The sequence below is a fragment of the Streptomyces uncialis genome, assembly GCF_001905345.1.
In the GTDB taxonomy this organism is placed as follows: Bacteria; Actinomycetota; Actinomycetes; order Streptomycetales; family Streptomycetaceae; genus Streptomyces; species Streptomyces uncialis.
The window spans coordinates 375,906-398,128 of record NZ_LFBV01000001.1 but is presented as its reverse complement, the minus strand read 5'-3'; the positions used below and the strand labels follow the sequence as shown (position 1 = coordinate 398,128).

At 72.5% G+C, this 22,223-nt stretch carries 14 protein-coding genes and 1 CRISPR repeat array (1 of these 15 only partly in view); of the genes, 2 read left to right on the top strand and 12 right to left on the bottom strand.

What is annotated here, in order from left to right:
- Positions 1 to 281: 281 nt before the first annotated feature.
- A complete protein-coding gene (gene metG, locus AB852_RS01695) occupies positions 282 to 1,994 on the bottom strand; it encodes a methionine--tRNA ligase (RefSeq protein WP_073782852.1) in 1,713 nt (570 codons plus the stop codon).
- A 175-nt stretch (positions 1,995 to 2,169) separates the two neighbouring features.
- Complete coding sequence (locus AB852_RS01690; protein WP_342748444.1) at positions 2,170 to 4,101, bottom strand: VWA domain-containing protein; 1,932 nt, start codon at positions 4,099 to 4,101, stop codon at positions 2,170 to 2,172.
- A 288-nt stretch (positions 4,102 to 4,389) separates the two neighbouring features.
- Between AB852_RS01690 and AB852_RS01685 the strand changes: the two genes are divergently transcribed.
- Positions 4,390 to 6,486 (top strand): PhoX family protein, encoded by a 2,097-nt coding sequence (locus AB852_RS01685; protein WP_073782848.1) that lies wholly within the window; start codon positions 4,390 to 4,392, stop codon positions 6,484 to 6,486.
- Between the two features lie 25 nt (positions 6,487 to 6,511).
- Here AB852_RS01685 and AB852_RS01680 read toward each other — a convergent pair whose 3' ends face one another.
- On the bottom strand, positions 6,512 to 7,495 hold the full coding sequence (locus AB852_RS01680) for a LysR family transcriptional regulator (protein WP_073782846.1): 984 nt from the start codon (positions 7,493 to 7,495) through the stop codon (positions 6,512 to 6,514).
- Positions 7,496 to 7,886: 391 nt separating this feature from the next.
- On the opposite strand from AB852_RS01680, the gene snpA reads away from it, so the two are divergent.
- Positions 7,887 to 8,582, top strand: a complete 696-nt coding sequence (gene snpA, locus AB852_RS01675) for a snapalysin (RefSeq protein WP_073782844.1) — start codon at positions 7,887 to 7,889, stop codon at positions 8,580 to 8,582.
- A gap of 164 nt (positions 8,583 to 8,746) precedes the next feature.
- Here snpA and AB852_RS01670 read toward each other — a convergent pair whose 3' ends face one another.
- The 9 genes from AB852_RS01670 to AB852_RS01630 all read right to left on the bottom strand — a co-directional run bounded on the left by AB852_RS01670 (position 8,747) and on the right by AB852_RS01630 (position 21,849).
- Complete coding sequence (locus AB852_RS01670; RefSeq protein WP_073782842.1) at positions 8,747 to 10,684, bottom strand: FUSC family protein; 1,938 nt, start codon at positions 10,682 to 10,684, stop codon at positions 8,747 to 8,749.
- A gap of 911 nt (positions 10,685 to 11,595) precedes the next feature.
- Complete coding sequence (cas2e, locus tag AB852_RS01665) at positions 11,596 to 11,877, bottom strand: type I-E CRISPR-associated endoribonuclease Cas2e (RefSeq protein ID WP_073782840.1); 282 nt, start codon at positions 11,875 to 11,877, stop codon at positions 11,596 to 11,598.
- A complete protein-coding gene (cas1e, locus tag AB852_RS01660; RefSeq protein ID WP_073782838.1) occupies positions 11,874 to 12,962 on the bottom strand; it encodes a type I-E CRISPR-associated endonuclease Cas1e in 1,089 nt (362 codons plus the stop codon). Before cas1e ends, cas2e begins: the two co-directional genes overlap by 4 nt.
- A 2-nt stretch (positions 12,963 to 12,964) precedes the next feature.
- On the bottom strand, positions 12,965 to 13,774 hold the full coding sequence (cas6e, locus tag AB852_RS01655; RefSeq protein ID WP_073782836.1) for a type I-E CRISPR-associated protein Cas6/Cse3/CasE: 810 nt from the start codon (positions 13,772 to 13,774) through the stop codon (positions 12,965 to 12,967).
- A 5-nt stretch (positions 13,775 to 13,779) separates the two neighbouring features.
- Positions 13,780 to 14,643, bottom strand: coding sequence for a type I-E CRISPR-associated protein Cas5/CasD (cas5e, locus tag AB852_RS01650; RefSeq protein ID WP_178390922.1), 864 nt, complete (start codon positions 14,641 to 14,643; stop codon positions 13,780 to 13,782).
- Positions 14,640 to 15,791 carry a type I-E CRISPR-associated protein Cas7/Cse4/CasC gene (gene cas7e / locus AB852_RS01645; RefSeq protein WP_073782832.1) on the bottom strand — a complete coding sequence of 384 codons (1,152 nt, stop codon included), beginning with the start codon at positions 15,789 to 15,791 and terminating at the stop codon, positions 14,640 to 14,642. Before cas7e ends, cas5e begins: the two co-directional genes overlap by 4 nt.
- 180 nt (positions 15,792 to 15,971) lie before the next feature.
- On the bottom strand, positions 15,972 to 16,604 hold the full coding sequence (gene casB / locus AB852_RS01640; protein WP_073782830.1) for a type I-E CRISPR-associated protein Cse2/CasB: 633 nt from the start codon (positions 16,602 to 16,604) through the stop codon (positions 15,972 to 15,974).
- Between the two features lie 181 nt (positions 16,605 to 16,785).
- The gene (casA, locus tag AB852_RS01635; RefSeq protein ID WP_342748466.1) at positions 16,786 to 18,495 is read right to left on the bottom strand and encodes a type I-E CRISPR-associated protein Cse1/CasA; all 1,710 of its coding nucleotides are present in this window, start codon (positions 18,493 to 18,495) and stop codon (positions 16,786 to 16,788) included.
- Between the two features lie 396 nt (positions 18,496 to 18,891).
- The gene (locus AB852_RS01630) at positions 18,892 to 21,849 is read right to left on the bottom strand and encodes a CRISPR-associated helicase/endonuclease Cas3 (RefSeq protein ID WP_073782826.1); all 2,958 of its coding nucleotides are present in this window, start codon (positions 21,847 to 21,849) and stop codon (positions 18,892 to 18,894) included.
- A gap of 180 nt (positions 21,850 to 22,029) precedes the next feature.
- Positions 22,030 to 22,223: direct repeats of the CRISPR family, unit length 28 nt; unit sequence GTCGGCCCCGCGTGTGCGGGGGTGTTCC (it continues 1,236 nt past the right edge of the window).

Sequence of the window (22,223 nt, the reverse complement as noted above, 5' to 3'; positions counted from 1 at the left end):
CGCTCGAACCGGCCCGGGAATCCCGGCTCCCGAACGGAACCCCCTGCTTGGCGGGGGTCGGACACCCCCCGCCCTCCGACTCACACCCCCCACAAGCACGCCACCCGCACCCGCCCGTGCAAGGCGGGATCACGCCACCCAGCCCCTGACTCCGGGTGACCACGCGGGGAAGGGACACGGCCAGGTGCGGGAATCCCCGGGCGCGGGCCGGGTCGGTCCCCTCAGACACACGGGAAGGGGCCCGGACCGCCAGGTCCGGGCCCCCTCCCACGCTCCTGTGGCTACGATCCGAACCGCACACGGAACCCTTCCAGGTCCTCGTCCGTGATCTTCGCGAAGAGCACCGGCGGCACCGTGAACGGCACCCCGGCGGACACGGCGGTCAGCGCTGCCGCCTCCTGCGGCGCGACCCACGCGGCCGTGTCGTCCACCAGCGTGAACGCGCCCCGCATCGCCCGCGCCGTCGCGGGGATGAACGGCTCGGACACCACCGAGTACAGATGGATCAGGTTCATCGCGGTCCGCAGCGTCAGCGCCGCCGCGTCCTTGTCCGTCTTGATCTCCAGCCAGGGGGACTTCTCCTCCAGGTAGGAGTTGCCCGCCGACCACAGCGCGCGCAGCGCCGCCGCGGCCTTGCGGAACTGGAGGGCCTCCATCTGCTCCTCGTACTCCGCGAGGAGCCGCGCGGTCTCCGCGCCGAGCCGCGTCTCGGCCTCGCCGGGCTCGCCGCCCGCCGGGACCTCGTCCCCGAACCGCTTCTTCGAGAACGACAGCACCCGGTTGACGAAGTTGCCGAGGGTGTCCGCGAGGTCCTTGTTGACCGTGGCGGCGAAGTGCTCCCAGGTGAACGACGAGTCGTCGGACTCGGGGGCGTTGGCGATCAGGAAGTAGCGCCAGTAGTCGGCGGGCAGCACATCGAGCGCCGCGTCCGTGAAGACGCCCCGCTTCTGCGACGTGGAGAACTTGCCGCCGTAGTACGTCAGCCAGTTGAACGCCTTGACGTAGTCGACCTTCTTCCACGGCTCCCGCACACCCAGCTCCGTCGCCGGGAACATCACGGTGTGGAAGGGGACGTTGTCCTTGGCCATGAACTCTGTGTACCGGACCGTGTCGTCGGCCTCGTACCACCACGACTTCCAGTCGCGGACCTCACCGGCGGGCGCGGCGTCGGCCCACTCCTTCGTCGCGGCGATGTACTCGACCGGCGCGTCGAACCAGACGTAGAAGACCTTGCCGTCGGCCGCCAGCTCCGGCCAGGTGTCGGCCGGGACGGGCACGCCCCAGTCCAGGTCACGGGTGATCGCACGGTCGTGCAGGCCCTCGGTCAGCCACTTGCGGGCGATGGACGACGCGAGCTGCGGCCACTCGCCGCCGACCTGGTCGATCCACGCCTCGACCTCGGGCTGGAGCTTCGACTGGAGCAGGAACAGATGCTTGGTCTCGCGGACCTCCAGGTCCGTGGAGCCGCTGATCGCCGAACGCGGGTTGATCAGGTCCGTGGGGTCCAGGACCCGGGTGCAGTTCTCGCACTGGTCGCCGCGCGCCTTGTCGTACCCGCAGTGCGGACACGTGCCCTCGACGTACCGGTCCGGCAGGAAACGCCCGTCGGCCGGCGAGTACACCTGGCGGATCGCCCGCTCCTCGATGAACCCGTTCTCGTTCAGCTTGCGGGCGAAGTGCTGGGTGATCTCGGCGTTCTGCGCCGAGGAGCTGCGGCCGAAGTAGTCGAAGGCCAGCTCGAAGCCGTCGTACACCGCCTTCTGCGCGTCGTGCGCCTGCGCGCAGAACTCGGCCACCGGCAGCCCGCGCTCCTTGGCAGCCAGCTCGGCCGGGGTGCCGTGCTCGTCGGTCGCGCAGATGTACAGGACGTCATGGCCGCGCTGGCGCAGGTACCGCGCGTAGACATCAGCCGGGAGCATGGACCCCACCATGTTGCCCAGGTGCTTGATCCCGTTGATGTACGGAAGGGCGCTGGTGATGAGGTGTCGAGCCATCGCGGGCTGCTCCCAGGTCGCTGCGGGTGGTGCGGATCGCGCCTGTGTGGTGCTGCCGGGCGCGGAATCCACAAATCGTATCCGACAGGCGGGGGCGCCCCGCCCGGCAATTTCCGGCGGGACGCCCCCGTGGGACCTGTGCGAACGCGGTGGTCAGCCGATGGCCGGCCCTGGGTCAGCTCTGGTCGGCGGCTCCGTCGCGCGCCGCCGCCCACCCGGGGAACGCGGCGAGGAGACCTTCGTACAGATCCTTGTCGGTCAGCTCACGCGGGACCGGGCCCGCGTGGAAGAACGCGGCGTTGCCCGCCTTCAGCTTGCGGAGGTAGTCGAAGCCCTTCGCCTCGTGCTCACCGAACGCGACGAACTGGAAGAACAGCGGCAGCCGCGCCGCCTCGGCGAGGGCCTGGGTGGCCGTGCCCTTGACGTCCGGCGGACCGTCGGTCTGGAACACGACCAGCGCGGGCTCCGTGGCACCCGACTTCTCGTGGTGCGCGACGACCGCCTCGACGGCCGCGTGGTAGCTGGTGCGGCCCATCCGCCCGGCCGCCGTGTGCAGCTCGTCGACCTTTCCCTCGTACGAGTCGAGGCCGAGTTCACCGGTCGCGTCGATCTCGGTGGAGAAGAACACCAGGGGGACGGTCGCCTCCTCGTCCACATGCGCGGCGAGCGCGAGCACCTGCTCGCCCAGGCTCTGCGCGGAGCCGTCCTTGTAGTACCCGCGCATCGACCCGGACCGGTCCAGCACGAGGTAGACCCGCAGCCTGGCACCGGCCAGCCCGTGCTTGCGGAGCGCGGCACCCGCGGCCTTGTACCCGGCGACCAGCCCGGGAGCGCGGGACCGGACCCGGGCGAGGCTGTACGCGGGCTTCGCGTCCGTGTCCGTGTCCGCGTCCGTGTCCGTCTCGGAACCTGTGTCCGCTTCGGCTTCGGTGTCCGTTGCCGCGTCCGCTTCGGTGCGCGCGTCCGTGGTGACGGGGGCGGGGACCACGGCCGCCGGGATCGCCTCGGGCTCGGGCTCGGCGGGTACGGCCGCCGACTCTTCGGCGGCGGGTTCGGCCGCGACGGCGACGGGCTCGGGGTCGGGCTCCACCGCTACGGCGACCGGCTCCGGCTCAACGGCGACCGGCTCGGGCTCGGGCTCGGCTTCGACCTGTACGGCGACCGGCTCGGGAACCGTGACGGCCTCCGCTTCGGCCACGACGGCCACCGGCTCGGGGTCCGCCGTAACGGCTTCCGGCTCCGGTACCGGCACGGCGACCGTCTCAGGGGACACCGCGACCGTCCCGGGGTCGGGCTGCGGCTCCGCGACCACGGCGACCGGCTCATCCCCGACGGTGACCGGCTCGATGACCACGACCGGCTCGGGCTCCGGCTCCGTCACCCCGGCCTCGACGGCGACCGGCCCGGCGACCACGACCGGCTCGGGCTCCGTCACGGCTTCCGGCTCGGCGGCCACCGGCTCGGCAGCGGCGACAACCTCCGGCTCAGCCACAGCCACCGGCTCCGGCTCAGCCACGGCCACCGGTTCGGGGGTCACCTCGGCCACCGGCTCCGGGGACTTCTCGGCAACCGGGGCCGGGGAGTCGGGGGTGTCCGGGGTGTCCGGGGTGTCCACGGCCGGGGCCGGGGCCGGGGCCGGGGCATCGGGAACGGCGGCCGGGGTGTCGGCGCCCGTACCCGGCGATGTGGCCGACGCCGGGGAATCCGTACCCGTCGACTGCGCCGGCAGGTCCACCCCCGTCGGCGGCACCCGTACCGGCTCCGCCGGACGCGGCACCGTGACGTTGTCGAACGCGGCGGAGACCAACTCGTCGGCGACGGACGACTGCGCGGGGACCTTCACCGCCGGGGCGTCGCCGGTACCGGCCGCCGGAGCGGTAGCCGTGTCCCCGGCCTCGGCGGTCCCGCCGGACGCGTCCCCCTCGGACCGCTCGGATCCGGCCGCCTCCGTGGCGCCCTCGCTCCCGCCGGACCCGGAGGTCCCGGTGGACGCCGCCGCGGGCACCGGATCGGGCCCCGTGGCCTGCGCGGGGACGGGCGCGGACTCCTGCTCAGCGGCCTGTGCCGGCGCGGATGCGGCGTCCGGCTCGGCACCCTGCGCAGGCACCTCGGCCTTCCGCGACCGCCCGAACACATCCCGCAGTCGACTAAGAATGCCCATGTGCGCAACCCTTCAGATGAGTTGTTCCGCCGATCCCTGGCCAGGACGGCCACGTAAGGTTAGCCAAACGCCCGGATGATCACCGGCCGACCCACCCCCGGGGCCCGGCGGCAGCCCCTGCCCTGCGCGCCGGATTCACCCCGCGTTCACGTTTCGTCCCTTTTCCCGCGATCGGGCCCGCCTAGTTTCACGGCGAAAGCACATACACCGGACGCACACCAAGGGGAGCGAGAAGTGCGCGAACTTCTGCCGATGATCGCCACGCACGCGGGCGGTCGCTCCGCCCTGACCTGTAGATACCGCTGCGGCGACGCCTGCTTCGGCGAGGTCCCGAACACCAGCGGCAACGAGTACGCGGGCGATGTGATCGCCGGAGCCCTGAGCCGTCGCGCGGTGATGCGCACGGCGGCCGTGGTGACGGTCGCCGCCGCCGCGGGCGGGACGGTCCTCGGCACGGGCGCGTCCGAGGCGCGGGCGGCCACCGTCCCGCAAGGCGCCGCCGCCGGACGCCACAAGCCGCGCGGCAAGGCGGCACGGGGGCTGCGCTTCACGCCCGTCGCGCCGAACCGCGCCGACCAGGTCACCGTCCCCGAGGGCTACGGGCAGAACGTGGTGATCCGCTGGGGCGACCCGATCCTGCGCGGCGCGCCCGCGTTCGACCCGGACCGGCAGTCGGCGCAGGCCCAGGCAGGTCAGTTCGGTTACAACAACGACTTCCTGAGCCTGCTGCCGCTGCCCCGCGAACGCGGCCGTCAGGTGCTCGTGGCCAACCACGAGTACACCGACGAGATGCTGATGTTCCGTGGCTACGACCCGGCGAACCCGACCCGGGAACAGGTCGAGATCGCGTGGGCGGCGCACGGCCTTTCGGTCGTCGTGGTCGAGGAGCAGCGCCGGACGGGCAAACTCACGGCGGTGCCCCGGCACCAGCTGAACCGGCGGCTCACCCTCAGCAGCGAGTTCCGGCTGACCGGGCCGGTGGCGGGTGACCGGCTGGTGCGGACGAAGGCGGACCCGCGCGGGGTGAGCGTCCTCGGCACGCTCAACAACTGCGCGGGCGGCGAGACCCCGTGGGGGACGACGCTGCACGGCGAGGAGAACTTCAACCAGTACTTCGCGCACGCCGACCGCGTCACGGACCCGGTCGCGGCGGCCCGGCTGAAGCGGTACGGGATCTCGGGCGGTGCGTCGGAACGCAAGTGGGAGCGGTTCGACGACCGGTTCGACCTGGTGAAGGAGCCGAACGAGGCCAATCGTTTCGGCTGGGTCGTGGAGCTGGACCCGTACGACCCGCAGTCGACGCCCCGCAAGCGGACGGCTCTCGGCCGGTTCAAGCACGAGGCCGCGGCGCCCCGGCTCACCCGGGACGGCCGTCCGGTCGTGTACATGGGGGACGACGAGCGGTTCGACTACTTCTACAAGTTCGTCTCGTCGAAGCGGCACATGCGCGGTAACAGCCGCATCGCGCACGCGCACAACATGACGCTGCTGGACGAGGGCACGCTGTACGTCGCGAAGCTGACGGGTGACTCGCCCGTCCGGCAGATCGACGGTTCGGGCACGCTGCCCGCCGACGGCGAGTTCGACGGCGGCGGTGCCTGGATCCCGCTGGCGACGGCGAAGTCGCACGGCCGCGCGGTGTCGCACGTACCGGGGATGACCGCGCAGGAGGTGTACGTCTTCACCCGGCAGGCCGCGGACCTGGTGGGCGCCACGAAGATGGACCGCCCGGAGGACGTGGAGCCGTCGCCGCACAGCGGCAAGGTGTACGTGGCCCTCACCAACAACTCCGACCGCGGCAAGCCGGGGAAGGCGGGCGCGGACGAGGCGAACCCGCGCAGCCTCAACAAGCACGGCCAGGTGCTGGAGCTGACCGAGTTCTGGGACCGTCCGGACTCCACCCGCTTCGCGTGGAGCCTGTTCCTGGTCGCGGGCGACCCGGACGACCCGTCGACGTACTTCGCCGGGTTCCCCAAGGAGCGGGTGTCCCCGATCTCCTGCCCGGACAATGTCGCCTTCGACCCGCACGGCAATCTGTGGATCTCCACGGACGGCAACGCGCTCGGCACCCACGACGGGCTGTTCGGGGTCGCCACCCGCGGCGAACGCCGCGGCGAGCTGAAGCAGTTCCTCACCGTGCCGACGGGCGCGGAGACCTGCGGCCCGGTGATCCAGGACCGCCGGGTGCTGGTGGCCGTGCAGCACCCCGGGGAGGTGGACGGGGCGAGCGTGGAGAAGCCCGCGAGCACCTGGCCGGACGGTCCGGGCAGGCTGGTCCGTCCGTCGGTGGTCGCCGTGTGGCGCGCGGACGGCGGGGACATCGGGGTGTAGCCCACCTCCAGCAGACGGGACGGGCTCACGGCGTGTCGGCGGCCGAGGCGAGCGGGCTACGGGGGCGTCCGATACCGGGACGGTCCCGGCCCGCGAGCCACTCCCGGTACGCGGGGGCCTCCCGGGCCACCTCCCAGTAGGCGTCGGACAGATCGTCGTACACGGCCTCCAGCTCCGCCTCCGTCCGCGCCGCGAGGAACAGCCGTACGCCGATGGGGTCCCCGACCAGCGGTCGCACGGCGGTGTCGGGGCGCGGGCGGGTCGTCGGCTGGGAGACGGTGACCACCTCGCCGTCGGCGACGAGCGTGTACGCGGTGAGGTAGTCGCCGTGCAGCACCCGGGGGCTGAGCCCGGCGGCCCGCAGCACCCGGGACAGCGCGTCCCACTCCCCGTCGACGGTCGAGTCGACCATCCAGCGGTCGTCGGCGAGTTCGGTGAGGGCCACGGTGCGCCGGGCGGCGGCCGGGTGGTCGGCGGCGAGCGCCACGAACTGCGGTTCGCGTTCGACGAGGACCCGGGTGCGCAGTTCGGCGGGGAACCGCAGCGGGCTGCCCTCGACCTCGTGGACGAACGCCACGTCGAGCTGTCCTTCCGCGACCATCCGCAGCAGCGCGTTCGGGGACACGTCCATCTGGAGGGTGGGTTCGGTGCGGGGGTAGCGCATCCGGAGCCTGCGGAGCCAGCCGGGCAGGGCGCGGCTGGCGGTGGAGCCGATGAGGAGCTGGGTGCCGTCGGCGGTGCGTCCGGCGGCGGCCCTGGTGTCGGTGACCAGGGCCCGCATCTCGGCGACCAGCGGGCGGGCCCGGCCGAGCAGCGCGCGGCCGAGCGGGGTGGGGCGGCAGCCCGTCCGCTCCCGGGTGAAGAGCGCTCCGCCGACCGCCTGTTCTATCCGGCGGAGCTGGGTGCTGAGGGTGGGCTGGGCCACGCCCAGGGCACGGGCGGCCTTGTGCAGACTGCCCGTGTCGGCGATGGCGCACAGCGCGCGGAGGTGCCTCACTTCGAGGTCCATGACAGTTGAGCGTAGAACCGCTCAGGTCGTCACACCAGACGTCCCCACCCGGCCACCCCGCCCCGGCACCCCCTCGTACCCCGCTGAACTGCGGCTTTCCGGGGCGGAGGTGACGTCAGGTGGCGCGGGGGGCGGGGACGGTGGGGACGGCGGGTGGCGCGGGGGCGGGGACGGTGGGGACGGCGGGTGGCGCGGGGGCGGGGGCCGGCGGGGACGGCGGATGGCGCTCTGAACGCCGCCGGTGGGCGGACAGGCGGACGAGGGGGTCCGGACGGCGATAGCCCGGGGCTATCCCCGATTGCCATCATCCCGGCCGCGTCGAACTCCCCGACACTCACTGGAAGTTCGACCCCACCCTCCGAAGCAACGAAGCACACGAGGAGCCCCCCACATGAAGCCCCCCACAAGCTTCCTGTCCCCCGCGCTGGGTCTCGCCCTGGCCGCGGTCACCCTCGGTATGACCGCCGCCCCCGCGGCGGCCGGGGAGATCAGCACCCCCGAAGCGGCCGTCGCCGTGTCCTCGACGGAGTCGATAGCCCGCTACGAGGGCTCCGGCGAGGACAAGAAGGCGACCCGGGCCTTCTACGAGGCCGTACTGAAGTCGGTGGCCGAGAAGCGCGCGGCCAACCCGGGTGCGGCGGCCGTCACCGTCGTCTACAACGCGTCCCGCGCGCCCTCGTTCCGCCAGCAGATCGCGAGCAGCACGTCGATCTGGAACAGCTCGGTGTCCAACGTCCGCCTCCAGGAAGGGGCCAGCGCAGACTTCTCGTACTACGAGGGCAACGACGCCCGTGGTTCGTACGCGTCGACCAACGGTCACGGCCGGGGCTACATCTTCCTGGACTACCGGCAGAACCAGCAGTACGACTCGACCCGGGTCACCACCCACGAGACGGGCCATGTCCTCGGACTGCCGGACAACTACCGGGGCCCGTGCAGCGAGCTGATGTCCGGCGGCGGCCCCGGCACGTCGTGCCGCAACGCCTACCCGAACGCCAACGAGCGGGCCCGGGTGAACCAGCTCTGGGTCAACGGCTTCGCCAAGGCCCTGGAGAAGGCCGGCGCGACCCTCCCGAAGGCCGGCTGAACCCCGGCCGACCGACCCCGGACCGGCCCTGGCCGACCGTTCCGGACACCCCCCACAGGTGCGGGCCGCCCCTTCCTGGGGCGGCCCGCACCGCCTGTCCGTCCCGGTGGCGGGTACGCCCACCGGCGGGGACCCGGAGCCGGATCACGTAGGCCCGCGTCCGCTCACGTACGCGGTGAGGCGATGGCGCGCGCGGCGGTGACCTCCCGCCGCAGCGGACACAACACGCTGTCGTCCTCGACGGCGGAGAACTCGGGCCGGAACTCCCGCAGCACCGCGCTGGTCCGCAGATTCCCGGAGAGCGCGAGCAGCTCACCCACCACCTCCGCGACCTCCTCCGTACGCGGCGGGTCCGCCCCGTGCCGTACCCGTACCCGCGCCCCGGTGGTCGCGTCCGCGATCCGCTCGACCGCGACGACCAGCGGCCACCAGGCCGCCGCGTGCCGTCCGGTGGGCGGCGGTTCGGTGAGCGCCCGCTGGAACTCGGTGCGGATGGCCGACAGGTCCCGGTACAGCCGCCGCCGTTCCCGGGCCCGTGCCACATGGTCCGAGTCGGGGGCGAACGCGCAGGTGATGTACGCGGCGGTGTCGTCGACGGCGTCGGCGAGCCGGTCACCGACCCGGGTGTGCCAGCTCTCCGGCCACAGCAGGTATCCGGCGACCAGGGCGATCGCGCAGCCCATCAGACTGTCGAGCAGCCGGGGGACGAGCAGCCCGACGCCCTCACGGTTGAGGACGTCGGACAGCAGCAGGATCACCGGGGTGATGGCGGCGGTCTGGTAGCCGTAGCCCCGGGCGGAGAACACCGGGACGAGCGCGCCGAGCACCAGCATCACCGGCACGTCCCACCAGCCGCGCGGCACCTGCGCGAGGACGGCCGCGGCGGCGACGAGCCCGACGACGGTGCCGCCCGCACGCAGCACGGCCCGCGAGAACACCGAGCCGAAGTCGGGCTTCATGACGAAGGTGATGGTGAGCGCCACCCAGTACGAACGCGGTACGGGCACCAGCGAGACCAGGGCCTGCGCCAGCCCGATGCACAGCGCGAGCCGCAGCCCGTACCGCCAGGAGGCGCCGGACAGCAGGGCCGCGTGGGCGGTGGCGCGGGCCCGCGCGCCGAGGGCGGCGGGCCGGCCGAGCCGGTCCTCCAGGTCGCCGGGCCCGAGGTCGCGGCGGGCGACGACGTCGGCGGCGTGCGCGACTGCCTGTGCGGCGACGCGCGCGGCGGGCGAGTCGTGCGCGACGGGGTCCGGCCGTCCGGCCTCGGCGCGGCCCGAGGCGATGGCGTCGGCGAGGGTGCGCACGGCGGCCGGGATCGCGGGCGGCAGCGGGGTCGCCCACTGGTCGGCGGCGGGCGCGGACTCGGCGATGGGGGTGATGGCGTTGAGGGTGGCGACCAGCCGCACCAGGTCCGGTCCCCGGCCGTGGTAGCGGGCGCGATGGGCGAGGACGAGGTCGTACGCGCGGTTGAGGCTGGTCGTCAGCGCGACCCTGGTCTCCGGATAGCGCTCCGTACCGGCGGCTTCGAGCAGATCGGCGGCGGCGCGGTACGCGGCGGCGACCGCGGCGCGTTCGGGCACCTGGGCGCGCAGCGGCCAGGCGAGCAGCCCGAGGGCGAGGACGAGCAGCCCGCCGCCCGCGAGCAGCGCGGGCGCCACCCACCAGGCCCCGGGCATGGGCAGTCCGGCGCCCACCACGGCGTTCAGCAGCAGCAGGAGTCCCGATACGGAGGCCACCGCGCCGATGCTGGACATCATCCCGGACACCAGCGCGACCCCGGTGACCACGCCGACGGCGACCCATCCGTGCCCGTACACCGCGGCCCCGACGGTCACCCCGACCGCACCGAACAGCTGCGGCACGGCGATGTTGAGCACCCGCATCCGGTAGGCGTCGGCGGTGTCGCCGATGACCCCCGACAGTGCGCCTATCGCCGCGAGCGCCCCGTACTCGGGCCGCCCCACGGCCAGCCCGACGACAAGCGGCACGACCAGCGCGACCGCGGCCCGCACGACCGCCGCCCACGGCACCGCGACAGGCTCCGACCGCACGGCCCCGACAAGCCAGGCGGGCGGCGCGAAACGGCTGCTGGATGAGGCCATGACGGCATTCTCCGCCATGGCGGGGCGCGTGCGGCGGTACGGCCGGGGCAGGTCCCGCCGGGGCGTGGCCCGCCCGCCTGCGCACGGGTAGCGTGCGCGGTGCCGGTGTACGAACCTCGTACAGGTGGTGCTACCCGGCAGGCCCTGCGGCAGCGGGGGTGTTTCCAGCGAAGGGAGCGCTTGTGAGTTCGGCTCCCTGGGGTCGGCCCCGCATGTGCGGGGGTGGTCATCTCTGAGACGCCAGCAGGTCTTGTTCTCCCCGGCCAACAGCGAAGAGGCAGGCGGGGCGCAAATGAATAGGGAAGGGAGAGCTTGGGAGCTGGGCGATGCAATCTTTCTACGCCCAGCGTCCCCATACCTGTCCAGACGACCGTCCCTAGTGGGTAAGCGTTGTTACGATTGAACGCCTAGGTCAGTGCGTTGCGCTGGAGATCAGCACCTCAGCAACCCGCGCACGCATTGCGCCTGCAGCCTCTTTGCGTTTCGCTTGCGAGAGCAGATCTCAAGCCTTCTGGACTCCCGCACGGACAATACGAACGGCCCAGCTCTCGCGAGGAGCCGGGCCGTTCGAGGCGGGAGGCGCTGAGCGAGTCCGGCCGACCATCTCGCGGCCGGACTCGCTCGCGCGAGAACCAGCTTCAGACCGCCCGGAATCACAACCCGTCCAGCTACGCGTCTTACGCAGCAACTGGGCGACACAGCCCGCGACAGCGCCAACTGTGGCGATGGCCTCCACGCTCCACGCCCACTCCGGACGTGTACGTCTCTTTGGACATCCCTACTTCAGTCGCGCCATCCGCTCGACCCTCCGTCCTGTTCTCGTCCGGACACGCCGGACAGCCGCGCCCCTACGGCACGGAGCTCAAGCAGAAGAGAAGGCCGAGTCCAACCACCTTATATGGTCGCGGAGTTCACCCCCGCCGGTTCCGCGCCGAGAGGATGAGGCCGTCGAAGTCGACGGGGCGCCAGCGGTCGCGGCCCGCTGTGCGTACGGCCCAGCCCTGTTCGTTCGTCGCGGGCTCGACCAGGACGACCTGGCCGTCGCCGATGCGGGCGGCGAGCGTCTCCCAGAGGCGGTCGCGGACGCGGCGGCTCGGATTGCCGACGAAGACGCCCGCGTTCACCTCGACCATCCACCGGGTGAGATGTCCGCGCAGTCCGTCGGGGGCGGCGATCAGGACGATGACGGTCACCGTGACTCCTCCGGGGGGCGCTGCGGCTCCGGGCCGGTGTCGGGGTCGTCGGGATCCGGGCCGATGATCGCCACATGGTGCTCGCCCATCCCGGCCGGGGTGACAGCGGTCGTGGGTCCAGGCTCCTCATCCGAGCCCGTGCGGGGCAGTGTCAGGGGCGCTTCGTCCGCCCAGTTCACGCCCGCCGCGACGGTTCCGAGCCGCTCGTCCCAGAGTTCGCTGGTCTCGGGGGTGTCGAAGTCGGTCCCGGGTGGGTTCAGCAGGTTCTTGATGTCGGTGACGATCCGGGTGAGGAGTTTGGTCTCCGCGATCCGGTCGCGCAGCCCGGTGCGGGCGTCCCGTTCCTCGGTCAGGCCCTCGGCCGCGAGGTCGAAGGCCAGCGGGATGGTGTACTCGGCCTTGTACAGGTCCGCGATGTCGAGGACGAACGAGATCGCGGAACCGGTGTGGACGAAGCCGAGTCCCGGGCTCGCGCCGAGGCCCACGACGACCGCGTGGCTGATTCCGTAGAGGGCGGCGTTGGCGGCGGACAGCAGCCGGTTGAGGTCGTCACCCGCGGCGAACGCGTCACCCGCCTTGTAGACCCGGCCGTCCCAGGGCACCCCGGTGCGGGTCGAGTGCGCCCGGTACAGCTTGCGGATACGCGCGCCCTCGTAGCCCCGGAGCTGCTGCATGGTCGCCTGGGAGACGTCCTCGCCGGGGAACCGCATGCCGTACATGGCGCGCGCCACACCCAGGCGTTCCTTGGGCCGGGTCACCAGCCATGCCTGCCGGTGGAGCAGCCCCGCCCCGCGGCTCGGCCCGAGGCCCGCCGCGTACATCCGCACGCCTTGCTCGCCCACCCAGCACACCGCGGTGCCCGAATTCCCGAGGAGCTGGACCGCGCCATGGGTGATACGGGTACCCGGACCGACGAGCATGACGGCGATCAGGGCGGACGGTACGCGGACGGTCTGCCGTTTGTTGCTGATGACGACCGCGTTCTCGTCGCGGTCGATGTGACTGCGCTCGACATAGACGCTGGACACCCGGTCCACGACCCGGGTCAGATCGTGCGGTTCGGCCTTCCACCAGATGTCGGCCACGGTCAGCGCCCCCCGGTGACGGGCGCGAGGGTGAGCAGCCCGCAGCCGTACGCCTTGGACGGGCCGATCCCGCCGAGCAGCCGGGACGTGAACGCCTCGGAGTCGGTGACCCTCAGCCGTCCCTCGAACGTCACGCTGTGGAACGTGACGGCTGCGCCTTTGCCATTCTTCTTGAAGGCATGGCGGTGCCGCGCCGTGATCCGTACCTCCCGTGCCGGGCCGGGGTCGTCGGTGTCCACGGGCGGGGCGTCCGGTCCGTTCGGAGGAAGGCCCTCGTCGAGCCCGGGGGCCGGTGGGTCGGTACGGGACAGGGGCACATCGAAGCCCCAGCCCTCGGTCCGCTTCAGGAACCACCGCAACTGGGCGCTGGCCGTGCGGTGCCCGAGGCGGAACCCGCGCATCCGCCCGTCACCGGCGCCCGCGGCGAGCCGTGCGGCCTGTGTCGGGGTGGGGGCCACCGGCGACGCGGAGTTCTGCACGGGGCTGGCGGTCAGCCGGAAGGAGAAGTCCCTTCCCGGCGCGATCTGCTTCAGCAGCGGCGCGTAGTCACGGACCGCCGCGTGCTCGCCGTCGGCGCCGGGCCACCCGGCCTGCTCGATCACATGGGTCCAGTCGGGCCGGGAGGCGGTGAGCACGAACAGATGCGGACGGTGCGCGTCGTCGGCGTCCAGACGCCACAGCACACGTCCGCCGTCGCCGGGACCACCGGGTACACCGCCCATCACGGCGCCGTGCATGGCCCGCGGGCTGGACAGCAGCTTCCGGCTCTCCGCGCGGAGCGGATTGATACGGATTCGGGAGAGATAGGTCATGTGGTTCACCAGCCCAACAGGGCGAAGGGGTCGTGTCCGGCGGCGTCGCCCGAGCCGTCCACGGGGTCCGGGTCAGGGTTCGGGAATCCGCTCGGGATGCTCAGCCAGCCGTGCCGTACGCGGCGGCTGGTGAAGCTGCGGGCATGCGGATCGAAGGACACCGGCGCGTCGTGCAGGACGTCGTCGCCGTCGGGGTCCTCGATCGTGAGCGAACGGTCGACGCGGGCCGGACGGACCGCCCGGCCGGCTCCCCGCTCCCGGCCGAGCTGCGACGCGTACGCCTCACGGGCGCGCCGGGACGCCTGCCAGGGCTCCTCCCGCAGCGCGTCCTCCAGTCCGTTGTCCCGCAGTCCGAGGGAGACCGGCTGGGTGGGCGGGCAGGAGCGGCGGCCCAGGGCCAGCGGGAACGCGGGGCCGCGCACGGCCAGGTGCAGGGTCTCCAGCAGGGCACGGGGGCCCGCGACCCCGGCGACGAAGACGGCGTCCTGGAGGTAGTAGCGGGTGGTCACGTGGGTGGGCTTGGGCGGGGAGGTCGGCTTCTGGATGCCCTTGGCGTTCACGCCTGCCTGGGGCAGCGGCCGTCCCCGGTAGTCGCTGACGGTGTGGTAGTCCCGCAGCAGGGTCCCGGGAAGGTCGACCCGGACGCCGAGGCGCAGCGGCAGCAGTTCGTCCAGCGGCCGCTCCCGGGCGTACCCGGCGGCGGCGGCGAGCAGCCCGATCACTCCGGACCTGGTGGGCTCCGGGCTGGTCTCGCGGCGGTTGAAGGCACCGCGGGAGCCCCATGACTGGAGGGGCCCGGCGAGACGCAGCAGCAGTACGGCTTCCGCGTCGCTGCCGGACACCGGTGCCGGTGACGGACTTGAGGTCATCGGGTGGCCTGCTGGAGACGGCCGGTCAGGTGGGCGCGCAGTCCGGTGAGCAGGTCCGGGAAGCCGACAGGCTTCCCGAACGCGCCGCGCAGCAGGTCGGCCGTGTCCCCGGACCCGTCGAAGGTGTGGCACAGGGCGGTGAAGTCGGGGGTGTCGCCCCACGCGCGGGCGGCCCTGCTGTGCTCGCGTGCCAGGTTCCGGGCCGAGGCCGCCGCGATGCCCGAGCTGACGCTGACGGGCTCCTCGAATGCCGAGACGAGGTTCACCGGCTGGTCGGCTCGCACCACGACGGCCACCAGGCTGGGCAGGGTGCGGTGGGCGAAGGAGTTCTGGTACCCGCCGGGGATGGACCGGGCGAAGGAGGTCACGAACTCCCCGACGGCGCCGACGGCCGCCTCGTCGTCCGCGAGGTTGCGCCGAAGCTGGTGGAGTCCGACGGTGGCGTACCGGTACAGCGTGGCGGAGTTGAAACCGATGGTGCCGATCATGCCCGCGCCGGTCTCCTCCTCGGTCTGCTCGTCGTCCACCGCCGTGAAGTAGTCGAACTCCAGCTCCACCGCGTGGGTCGACAGCGCGTGGGCGACCTGGGTGGCGGCGTCCACGTTCAGCGCCGGGATGTCCGCCACCATCCGCCCGAACAGGGCGACGTCCAGGGTGTGTCCGCTGCTGAACTGCTCCCGCACGGGCAGGGACTTGATCTCCTCGGCGAGCCCCGCGTCGTCCAGGGCGGACAGCTCGGCCGCCCGCTCCCGTACGAGGCCGGCCACCGCGTCGAGCTGGCGCCGCCCGTAGAAGAAGAGATACGCCGTGTCGCCCTCCTTCTTGCCCGCGCTGATCTTCAACTGGTCCAGCAGCGCCGCCGCCAGCCTCGCCCCGGTCGCCGTGTCGAGGGCGGTGCCGTCGGTGATCCGCTCGGCGAGCGCGGCGTTGACCCGCCGGGTACGGGTGGCCAGGTCCTGCGGGGCGATCCGCTCGGCGAAGTGCGTCCGGGTGGCGCGCTTCCACGCCTGGGAGGACACCCGGGAACGGCGTACCCCACCGAAGAACGCCTCTTTCGGGTTGCCCTGGTCGTCCCGGTTGAGGTTGGCGGGCGGCACGGTCTGGAGAATGTGGACATCGATGAACGTACGGGACGCGGGCAGCGCCATGGAGTCCTCCGGGGAATCGGTCGGCAGGGAACGCGATGAGGGTGGGTCGGTGAAGGTCGGTCGGTGAGAGTGATCGGCGCGCGGGCGGTCCCTGCCGGACCGCTCGTGCCGCACAGCCGTCGGTGTCATGGCCCTGGCCGCGGGGGCGGCTCGCTTCCCCCACGGTTCACGGCGCTTGCGCTAGTCGTCGGAAGGTGTCGGACGCTCCTCGTCCGACGTCTGGTCCGGGCTCCGCCAGCCGTGGTAGCCGAGGCCCCAGTCCCGGCGGACGCCGCCGCGGGAGCCGGGGTGCTTCCAGCGCTGGAGGTCCAGGAGGAGCCGGTCGTAGTCCAACGGCTGCTCCACGTTCCGCAGTTGGGCGGTCAGCCCCCTCAGGCGGTACACCAGCGCGGGGACCGACGTGGCGGAGACCGCTGCGGCCACCCGGCGGTCCACGGCTTCCTGGCCGAAGCGTTCACTGCGGTGCAGGGTGCGCAGTGCCCGGCCCAGGCTGACGCCGTGCTGGTGCATGGGGCGGGACTGGCTCTGCTGGTGCAGCCCGTAGAGAGCCAGGGCAGCGTGCTCGGCCTCCAGCTCCGCAGTCACCCGGCCGTCCACGGGGCTCGTGTAGAACGGCCACATCGCGGGGACCGTCCCGGCGGCCCGGCCCAGTCCGGCCCGCAGGGCGGCGAGTTCCTCGCCCGGCGGCTTCATCTCGGTCCGGCTCGCCGGTTCGATGCGCCACCTGCCCCGGCTGTCCACCCGTCCCGTCCAGTAGCGGCGGGCGACGGATCGGGCGGGCGCGGCGGGATCGGGCGGTGTGGCGGTGGGCACAGCGGTCCCCCTTCGGACGGGAGGTGGGCGGAGTTCGGTGGTGTTCGGCGGCGTTCACTCGTGGGCGGCGGGGACAGCGGAGCGGACCCGGCCGGTGCGGTCGGCCTGGGCGTGCTCGACGGACCGGGTCGGCCGTCCGGAATGCGGGCGAACCGGCCGGACCGGAGCGGGAGCGGCGGGGCTATCCGGTGCGGCGGGGCCCGGAGGCGAGGGTCAGGATCTCGTTCAGCCGTCTGCGGAAGGCGGCCTCCGCCGTGCTGAGCCGGTAGATCTGCTCCTTGCCGTCCTTCACCACCTTCCGCCCGGCGAAGGTGCCGGGGGCGGCGGTCGCGAAGACCTGCTCCGCCACCCGCCAGGTCGCCCTCCCGGCCTTGTGCTCCCAGGCCTCAAGGCCGCGCCGCACGAGGTCGAAGTCGTCGCCCGCCGCCTGGAGGCCCGCGAGGAGCCGCCGGACCACGGGATCGAGAGCGTGCAGCAGGGTGTCACCGGGCCGCTGACCCTTGTCCCAGGGGATGGGGTCGCTCCCGGCGGCCCGTCGCAGATCACCGGACAGATGGTTGACGGCCGTGGCGAGCTGCTCGGCCTGGCCCACCGCCGACAGCAGGGCGCCGTAGACGATGCCGTCCTGGTCGAGTGCGGTGACGGGCAACGGGATCTCGTCGAAGAACACGTCCTCGATGACGGCCGACTGATTCCCGTACATGACCCCCGTGAGCTCGATCTGGAGCGGGTACGCAGAGTCCATCTCCTCGCCCGCCTCGGCGAGCGAGTTCAGCAGGTCACTGGTCCGGAACCCGGCCCGGGTCGCGGTCGCCTCGCGCTCCTCGCCCGCCCGGCCGACGGCCAGCAGCGCCTCCAGACCACGCCAGGCCGCCCGCCCCGGCCGGTGCCTGCGCGGGCGGAGGGAACTCACCTCCGCGTCCTTGGCGCCCTTCGCACTGCCACGGCCGGCGGGCGGGCGGCTGTCCCATGCCGTGTGCGGCTCCAGATCGGGATTGACGAGGAGGCGGTCGCCGGCGGCCACCACCACGCGGGTGACCCGGGTTCCCCGGGAGGTCTCCTCGGGGATCAGCCGGACCCGCCGGGACTGCCATGTCCAGGCGTCGAGCAGGCCGCGGGGCGCGCGCTGCTGCCAGACGGGCGTGGCGCACGAAGGAGGCTCGTCGGTCTCCCCTTCGGTGGCCCGCCGCAGCCACTGGGGCAGGTCTTCCTTCAGTGCCACCCGTCCATGGGGGATGTTGAGCAGCAGCGTCTCGTACAGCGAGCGGCCGATCGGCATGATGACACCGAGCTGGCCCAGCGGTCCGGTCGGATTGCCGGTCGTCTTGCCCGCTTTCACCTTGGGATCGCCGACGACACCCGTCTTGATCGCGGCGGTGTCCCAGCACTGGGTGTGCAGCAGCCAGTGGGCGGCCTGCGCCGGGGTCAGTTCGAGCGGGTCGCCCTCACTGCGCGACGAGAACAGCGGGACGTTGTTCCCCGTCGCCGCCGTGGCCACCAGCAGGGCCGATCCCTTCGTCTCGTCCTTGGCGGTACGTAACCCGGCGACCTGCGCGAACGGATCGACGGCGTCGAAGAGATCGAACCGATGGCGGTGCTCGTCCAGATACGTGGCGAGCCTGCCCCGCTCCTCCTCGGTGAACTCTCCCGCCTCGAACATCCCGGTCCACGCCCCGGCGTCCTTCGGCCAGCCGAGGGCGGAGACGACGATCGGAAGCAGCAACTGCCGCAGGACGGCCGGCTTCTGCGTCGGCAGGTCCACGACCAGATCGCGGAACTTATTTGCGTGGAGCAGAAGTTCGCTCAACCCGGTCTCGTACGGGATCCCGGCCCCGGAACCACTCTTGTCCACCTCGGCGGCGCGACTCGCACGCAGCCATGGTTCATCCACCAGATTGAACAACTCGTTCTTCCCTCAAGCTTTTTCGTCTAGCGAGGCCGGATCAGCCTTGCATATTCGCCTGACCCGCGAAGGGGTATCGGACGAATGAAATGAGAAGATGCCTGGCGCCACCCCGCATGATCATGTGACCCCACCCGCGGGGGTGTTCCGCTTTTCCGTCTCACCGGCGGATCGGCCCCGCTCCGCGGGGTGGAGGGCAGAGCGGCACGGAGCAGCGTCTCGCTCCGACCGCTCTGTACCTCGGACGCACTCGCCCCCGCCGTCCCGGGCCCGCTCGCCTCGTCCCTTCGCCGCCGAACAGGCATCGCGGACTCCCGCCGCACACGCTGCGCGCTTCGCCAGCGTGTGCGGAAGACGCTTGGCGGACTAGCTCCGGACAGACCATCAGGGCGGCCCGTCCCCCACCACCAGCCCGAGTACCCGGTCGTAGCGCAGCGCCCGGTCCCCCAGGGTCGCGGAGCCCCGCTCGTCGAGGATCAGGGCGGGGCTGTACCGGAGCCTCGGATGGGCCGACCAGCCGGGGAGCGGACGGAGTCCTCCACGGGCGTCCTCCGTCAGGGAGGCGGGCAGTCGTACCGTCCCGCCCAGGACGTCGTCCAGCAGGTCGTCCATGACATCGCCGTTCGCGGTGAGGGCTCTGCCGGAGAGCGTCCGGTACGTGCCCCGGTTGTACCGGACCAGGACGACCTCCGTGGTGGCGTCGCCGTCCCGGACCAGTGCGTCCAGCCCGGCCCGGCCGCCGGGCGTGGAACCTGAGTGCAGCCCGGCCAGCGTCGCCCCTTCCTTCTGCCCCAGGCGCGTCAGCAGGTACGCGGCGGCCTTCCTGGCCCGCTCGCCCTCCCCAGCGGTCCAGGCGCGACGGGCCTCCTCCGCGTCCGCGCGCCATTGCGGGGGCATCACCGTGTCGTCCGAGCCGTAGCCGCTCGCGACGAGGCCGGGTACCTGGGAGGGAATGGTCCACGCCCCCGTACCGCCGACGAGTGCCGCCCGCACCAGCGCGGCGGTGCGCAGAAGCTGGTGCCGCCGGTAGATGAACTCGGAGGCGCCGAGGAATCGGGGAGTTCCGGCGTCGTCCCGCTGCCACATGTCCGGGTCCGGCGAGCCGGCCCGGTCGGCGAGACCGGTGATCAGCACACGCGGCCGGGCCAGCCTGGCCGGACGCACGACGCCGTCGTGCCGGTGGAGCCGTCCGATGCGTTGCAGCAGGAGGTCGACGGGTGCCAGGTCGGTGACCAGCACATCGGCGTCGACGTCGAACGACTGCTCCGCGATCTGTGTCGCGACGACGATCAGGCGTGGCCGCTGCTGCCCTGCGTCGCCTGTCGGCGCGGGCGGGCCGAGTCCGCGCAGGCACTGTTCCACGCGGTCGGCCTTGGGGGCGACCGCGATCCGGCCGTGGAGAAGCGTCACCTCGTCCGCGCCGAACTCCTCGCACAGCACCGTGTGGAGGGACTGGGCGCGGCCCACGGTATTGCGGATCACGAGCGCGCAGCCACCGTCGGCGAGCGCGGTGCCGAGGCGTGCGGCGATCTCCCGGTCGGCCGCCTGCTGTGCGGCGGCGGCCACCTCCTTCCCTGCCTTCGGTGCCGGAACCGTCTCGGGCAGCAGCTCCAGCTCGACCGTGAGGTCGTCCCGCCAGCCCTCGCACGCCACCGACTCCAGGACCGGCCCGGCGTCGTCGAGCGCCAGGCACGCCGTGGTGACCGAGGGATAGCCGGGCGGCTCCGGGAGCCCGTCCCCGGTCTCGAACTCCTCGCGGGAGGCGGCTCCCGAGAGATACGCGTCGACCAGTTCCCGGCGCTGGTGGGGCGGGAGCGTCGCGGACAGCAGCACCACCGGCACTCCGGCCTGGCCGAGCCAGCGCAGGGCCTCCTTCAGGAACTGGGACATGTAGACGTCGGCGGCGTGCACCTCGTCGAGGACGACGACCTTCCCGATCAGACCGGCCATCCGCAGCATCACATGCTTGCTACGGGTCGCGGCGAACAGCAGTTGGTCGATCGTCCCCACCACGAACGGGCACAGCAGCCCGCGTTTGGCCCCCAGGAACCACTCGGAGGGGCCGCGTGACCCCGAACGCGTGACCGCGCCGGACGGTTCGGGAGCCCCCATCCCGTACTCGTCCTCCCCGCACTCGTCCAGGCACTCGCCGAACTCGTCCACCCCGCCGAACCTGTCGTCCGGATCGTCACCGGACTCCTTGACCAGTGCCCGCCACTCACGGTTGAACATGCGCTTGCCGTGCAACAGGGCGACCTGCGCCGGAAGCTCCTCGTCCACCCGGCCCACCCACGACCGCACCTGCTCGAACATCGGATCGCTGGTGGACTGGGTCGGCATCCCGACGAAGACCCCGTCCGCGCCGAACCGCGCGGCAAGGATCTCGGCGGCCATCAGGGCTGCCTTGGTCTTGCCCTCGCCCATCGGCGCCTCGACCACGAGGAGCCCGGGGGCGGGCATACGCCGGGCGGCGTCCATGACCAGGGTCTGCGACGGCCGTGGCCCGTGCCCGAACCGGTCCTGAAAGGCTTCTGGTCCCGGCTCCGGCAGCCGCCCCCACCCACCACGCAGCCGCAGCGCCTGCCATGCCTTTCCGGCGCGGTCACGGGCCTTCTCGGGGGTCACCTCCACCAACTCGTCGATGCCCTTGAAGTGCTCCTCGTTGCTGGCGATCCAGTCCGCCATCACGATGAGCCCGCTGATCTGCATCTGCTCGGCCCGGGAGGGAACGCGCGTGGGCTCGACCTCCGCGACCCGGTCGAAACCGAGGCGGTGCGTCAGCCACTCCACCACGGACGCCTGCGCCTCGGCCCACACAGGTCCTCCGGCGGCCTGCTTCATCGCCTTCTTCGGCTGCTCCGTGGCCTTGAACGACGGGTACGAGCCGTGGTGCCCGGCGACGAGCGGCCACACCCACGCGATGTGCTCCTTGCGCCACCCGGCCGCGCCGAGCACCTCCCGCAGGACGAATGCCCCCGCCCGGTCATGGCGCCACCGGTGCCGCGCCAACGTGGGTTCGTGCCACCCGAGCCCCGCCGCGCGGACGGCGTCCGCGCCCTTCGGCCACAGTCGCTGATGGGACGGGGTCGCCTTCCCGCAGTCGTGCACACCGCACAGCCAGGCGAACAACGCCCGGCCCTTTCCCGGTCCGCCCGCGAGCCTGTCCAGCATCCGGCGGCCCGACGGCGCGAGGAACCCGTCCCACATCCGCTCGGCCACGGCGGCCGTGTCCAGCAGATGCGACACCAGAAGGTTCATCGTCCCCCCGGCCCGCTCCTCGGACTTCCCCCACAGCACCCCGAGCGCATCGACGTCCCCACGCCGACGAACACTGTCCGTCACGCCATGCCCCCTTTGTATGCTGCCCTTCAACGTAGACCCACCCACTGACAACGCCCGCCAACTGAGGAGCAGTTCATGTGTACCGCAGCACGGAGGGAGGGGCCGCGCCACGTCCCCGCGGCGACGACACGACTAAAGGAAAACGGCCCTCTGCGGTGACAGGACCGCAGGTCAGGAAGGGTCGGCCCCGCGTGTGCGGGGGTGTTCCCCGGCCGAGGACGTCGCTGGAGGCCTGGTACTCGTCGGCCCCGCGTGTGCGGGGGTGTTCCGCAGAACATCATGTACACGGCCCCGGTCACCGGGTCGGCCCCGCGTGTGCGGGGGTGTTCCTCTATGTCGGAGACGGCTGGATCATCGACGCACGTCGGCCCCGC

What these genes read in the sequence shown, in the direction of transcription:
- metG (WP_073782852.1), bottom strand. Translation starts at nt 1,994, where the DNA reads ATGGCTCGACACCTCATCACCAGCGCCCTTCCGTACATCAACGGGATC.
- AB852_RS01680 (WP_073782846.1), bottom strand. Translation starts at nt 7,495, where the DNA reads ATGGACCTCGAAGTGAGGCACCTCCGCGCGCTGTGCGCCATCGCCGAC.
- snpA (WP_073782844.1), top strand. Translation starts at nt 7,887, where the DNA reads ATGAAGCCCCCCACAAGCTTCCTGTCCCCCGCGCTGGGTCTCGCCCTG.
- AB852_RS01670 (WP_073782842.1), bottom strand. Translation starts at nt 10,684, where the DNA reads ATGGCCTCATCCAGCAGCCGTTTCGCGCCGCCCGCCTGGCTTGTCGGG.
- cas6e (WP_073782836.1), bottom strand. Translation starts at nt 13,774, where the DNA reads ATGACCTATCTCTCCCGAATCCGTATCAATCCGCTCCGCGCGGAGAGC.
- cas5e (WP_178390922.1), bottom strand. Translation starts at nt 14,643, where the DNA reads ATGACCTCAAGTCCGTCACCGGCACCGGTGTCCGGCAGCGACGCGGAA.
- cas7e (WP_073782832.1), bottom strand. Translation starts at nt 15,791, where the DNA reads ATGGCGCTGCCCGCGTCCCGTACGTTCATCGATGTCCACATTCTCCAG.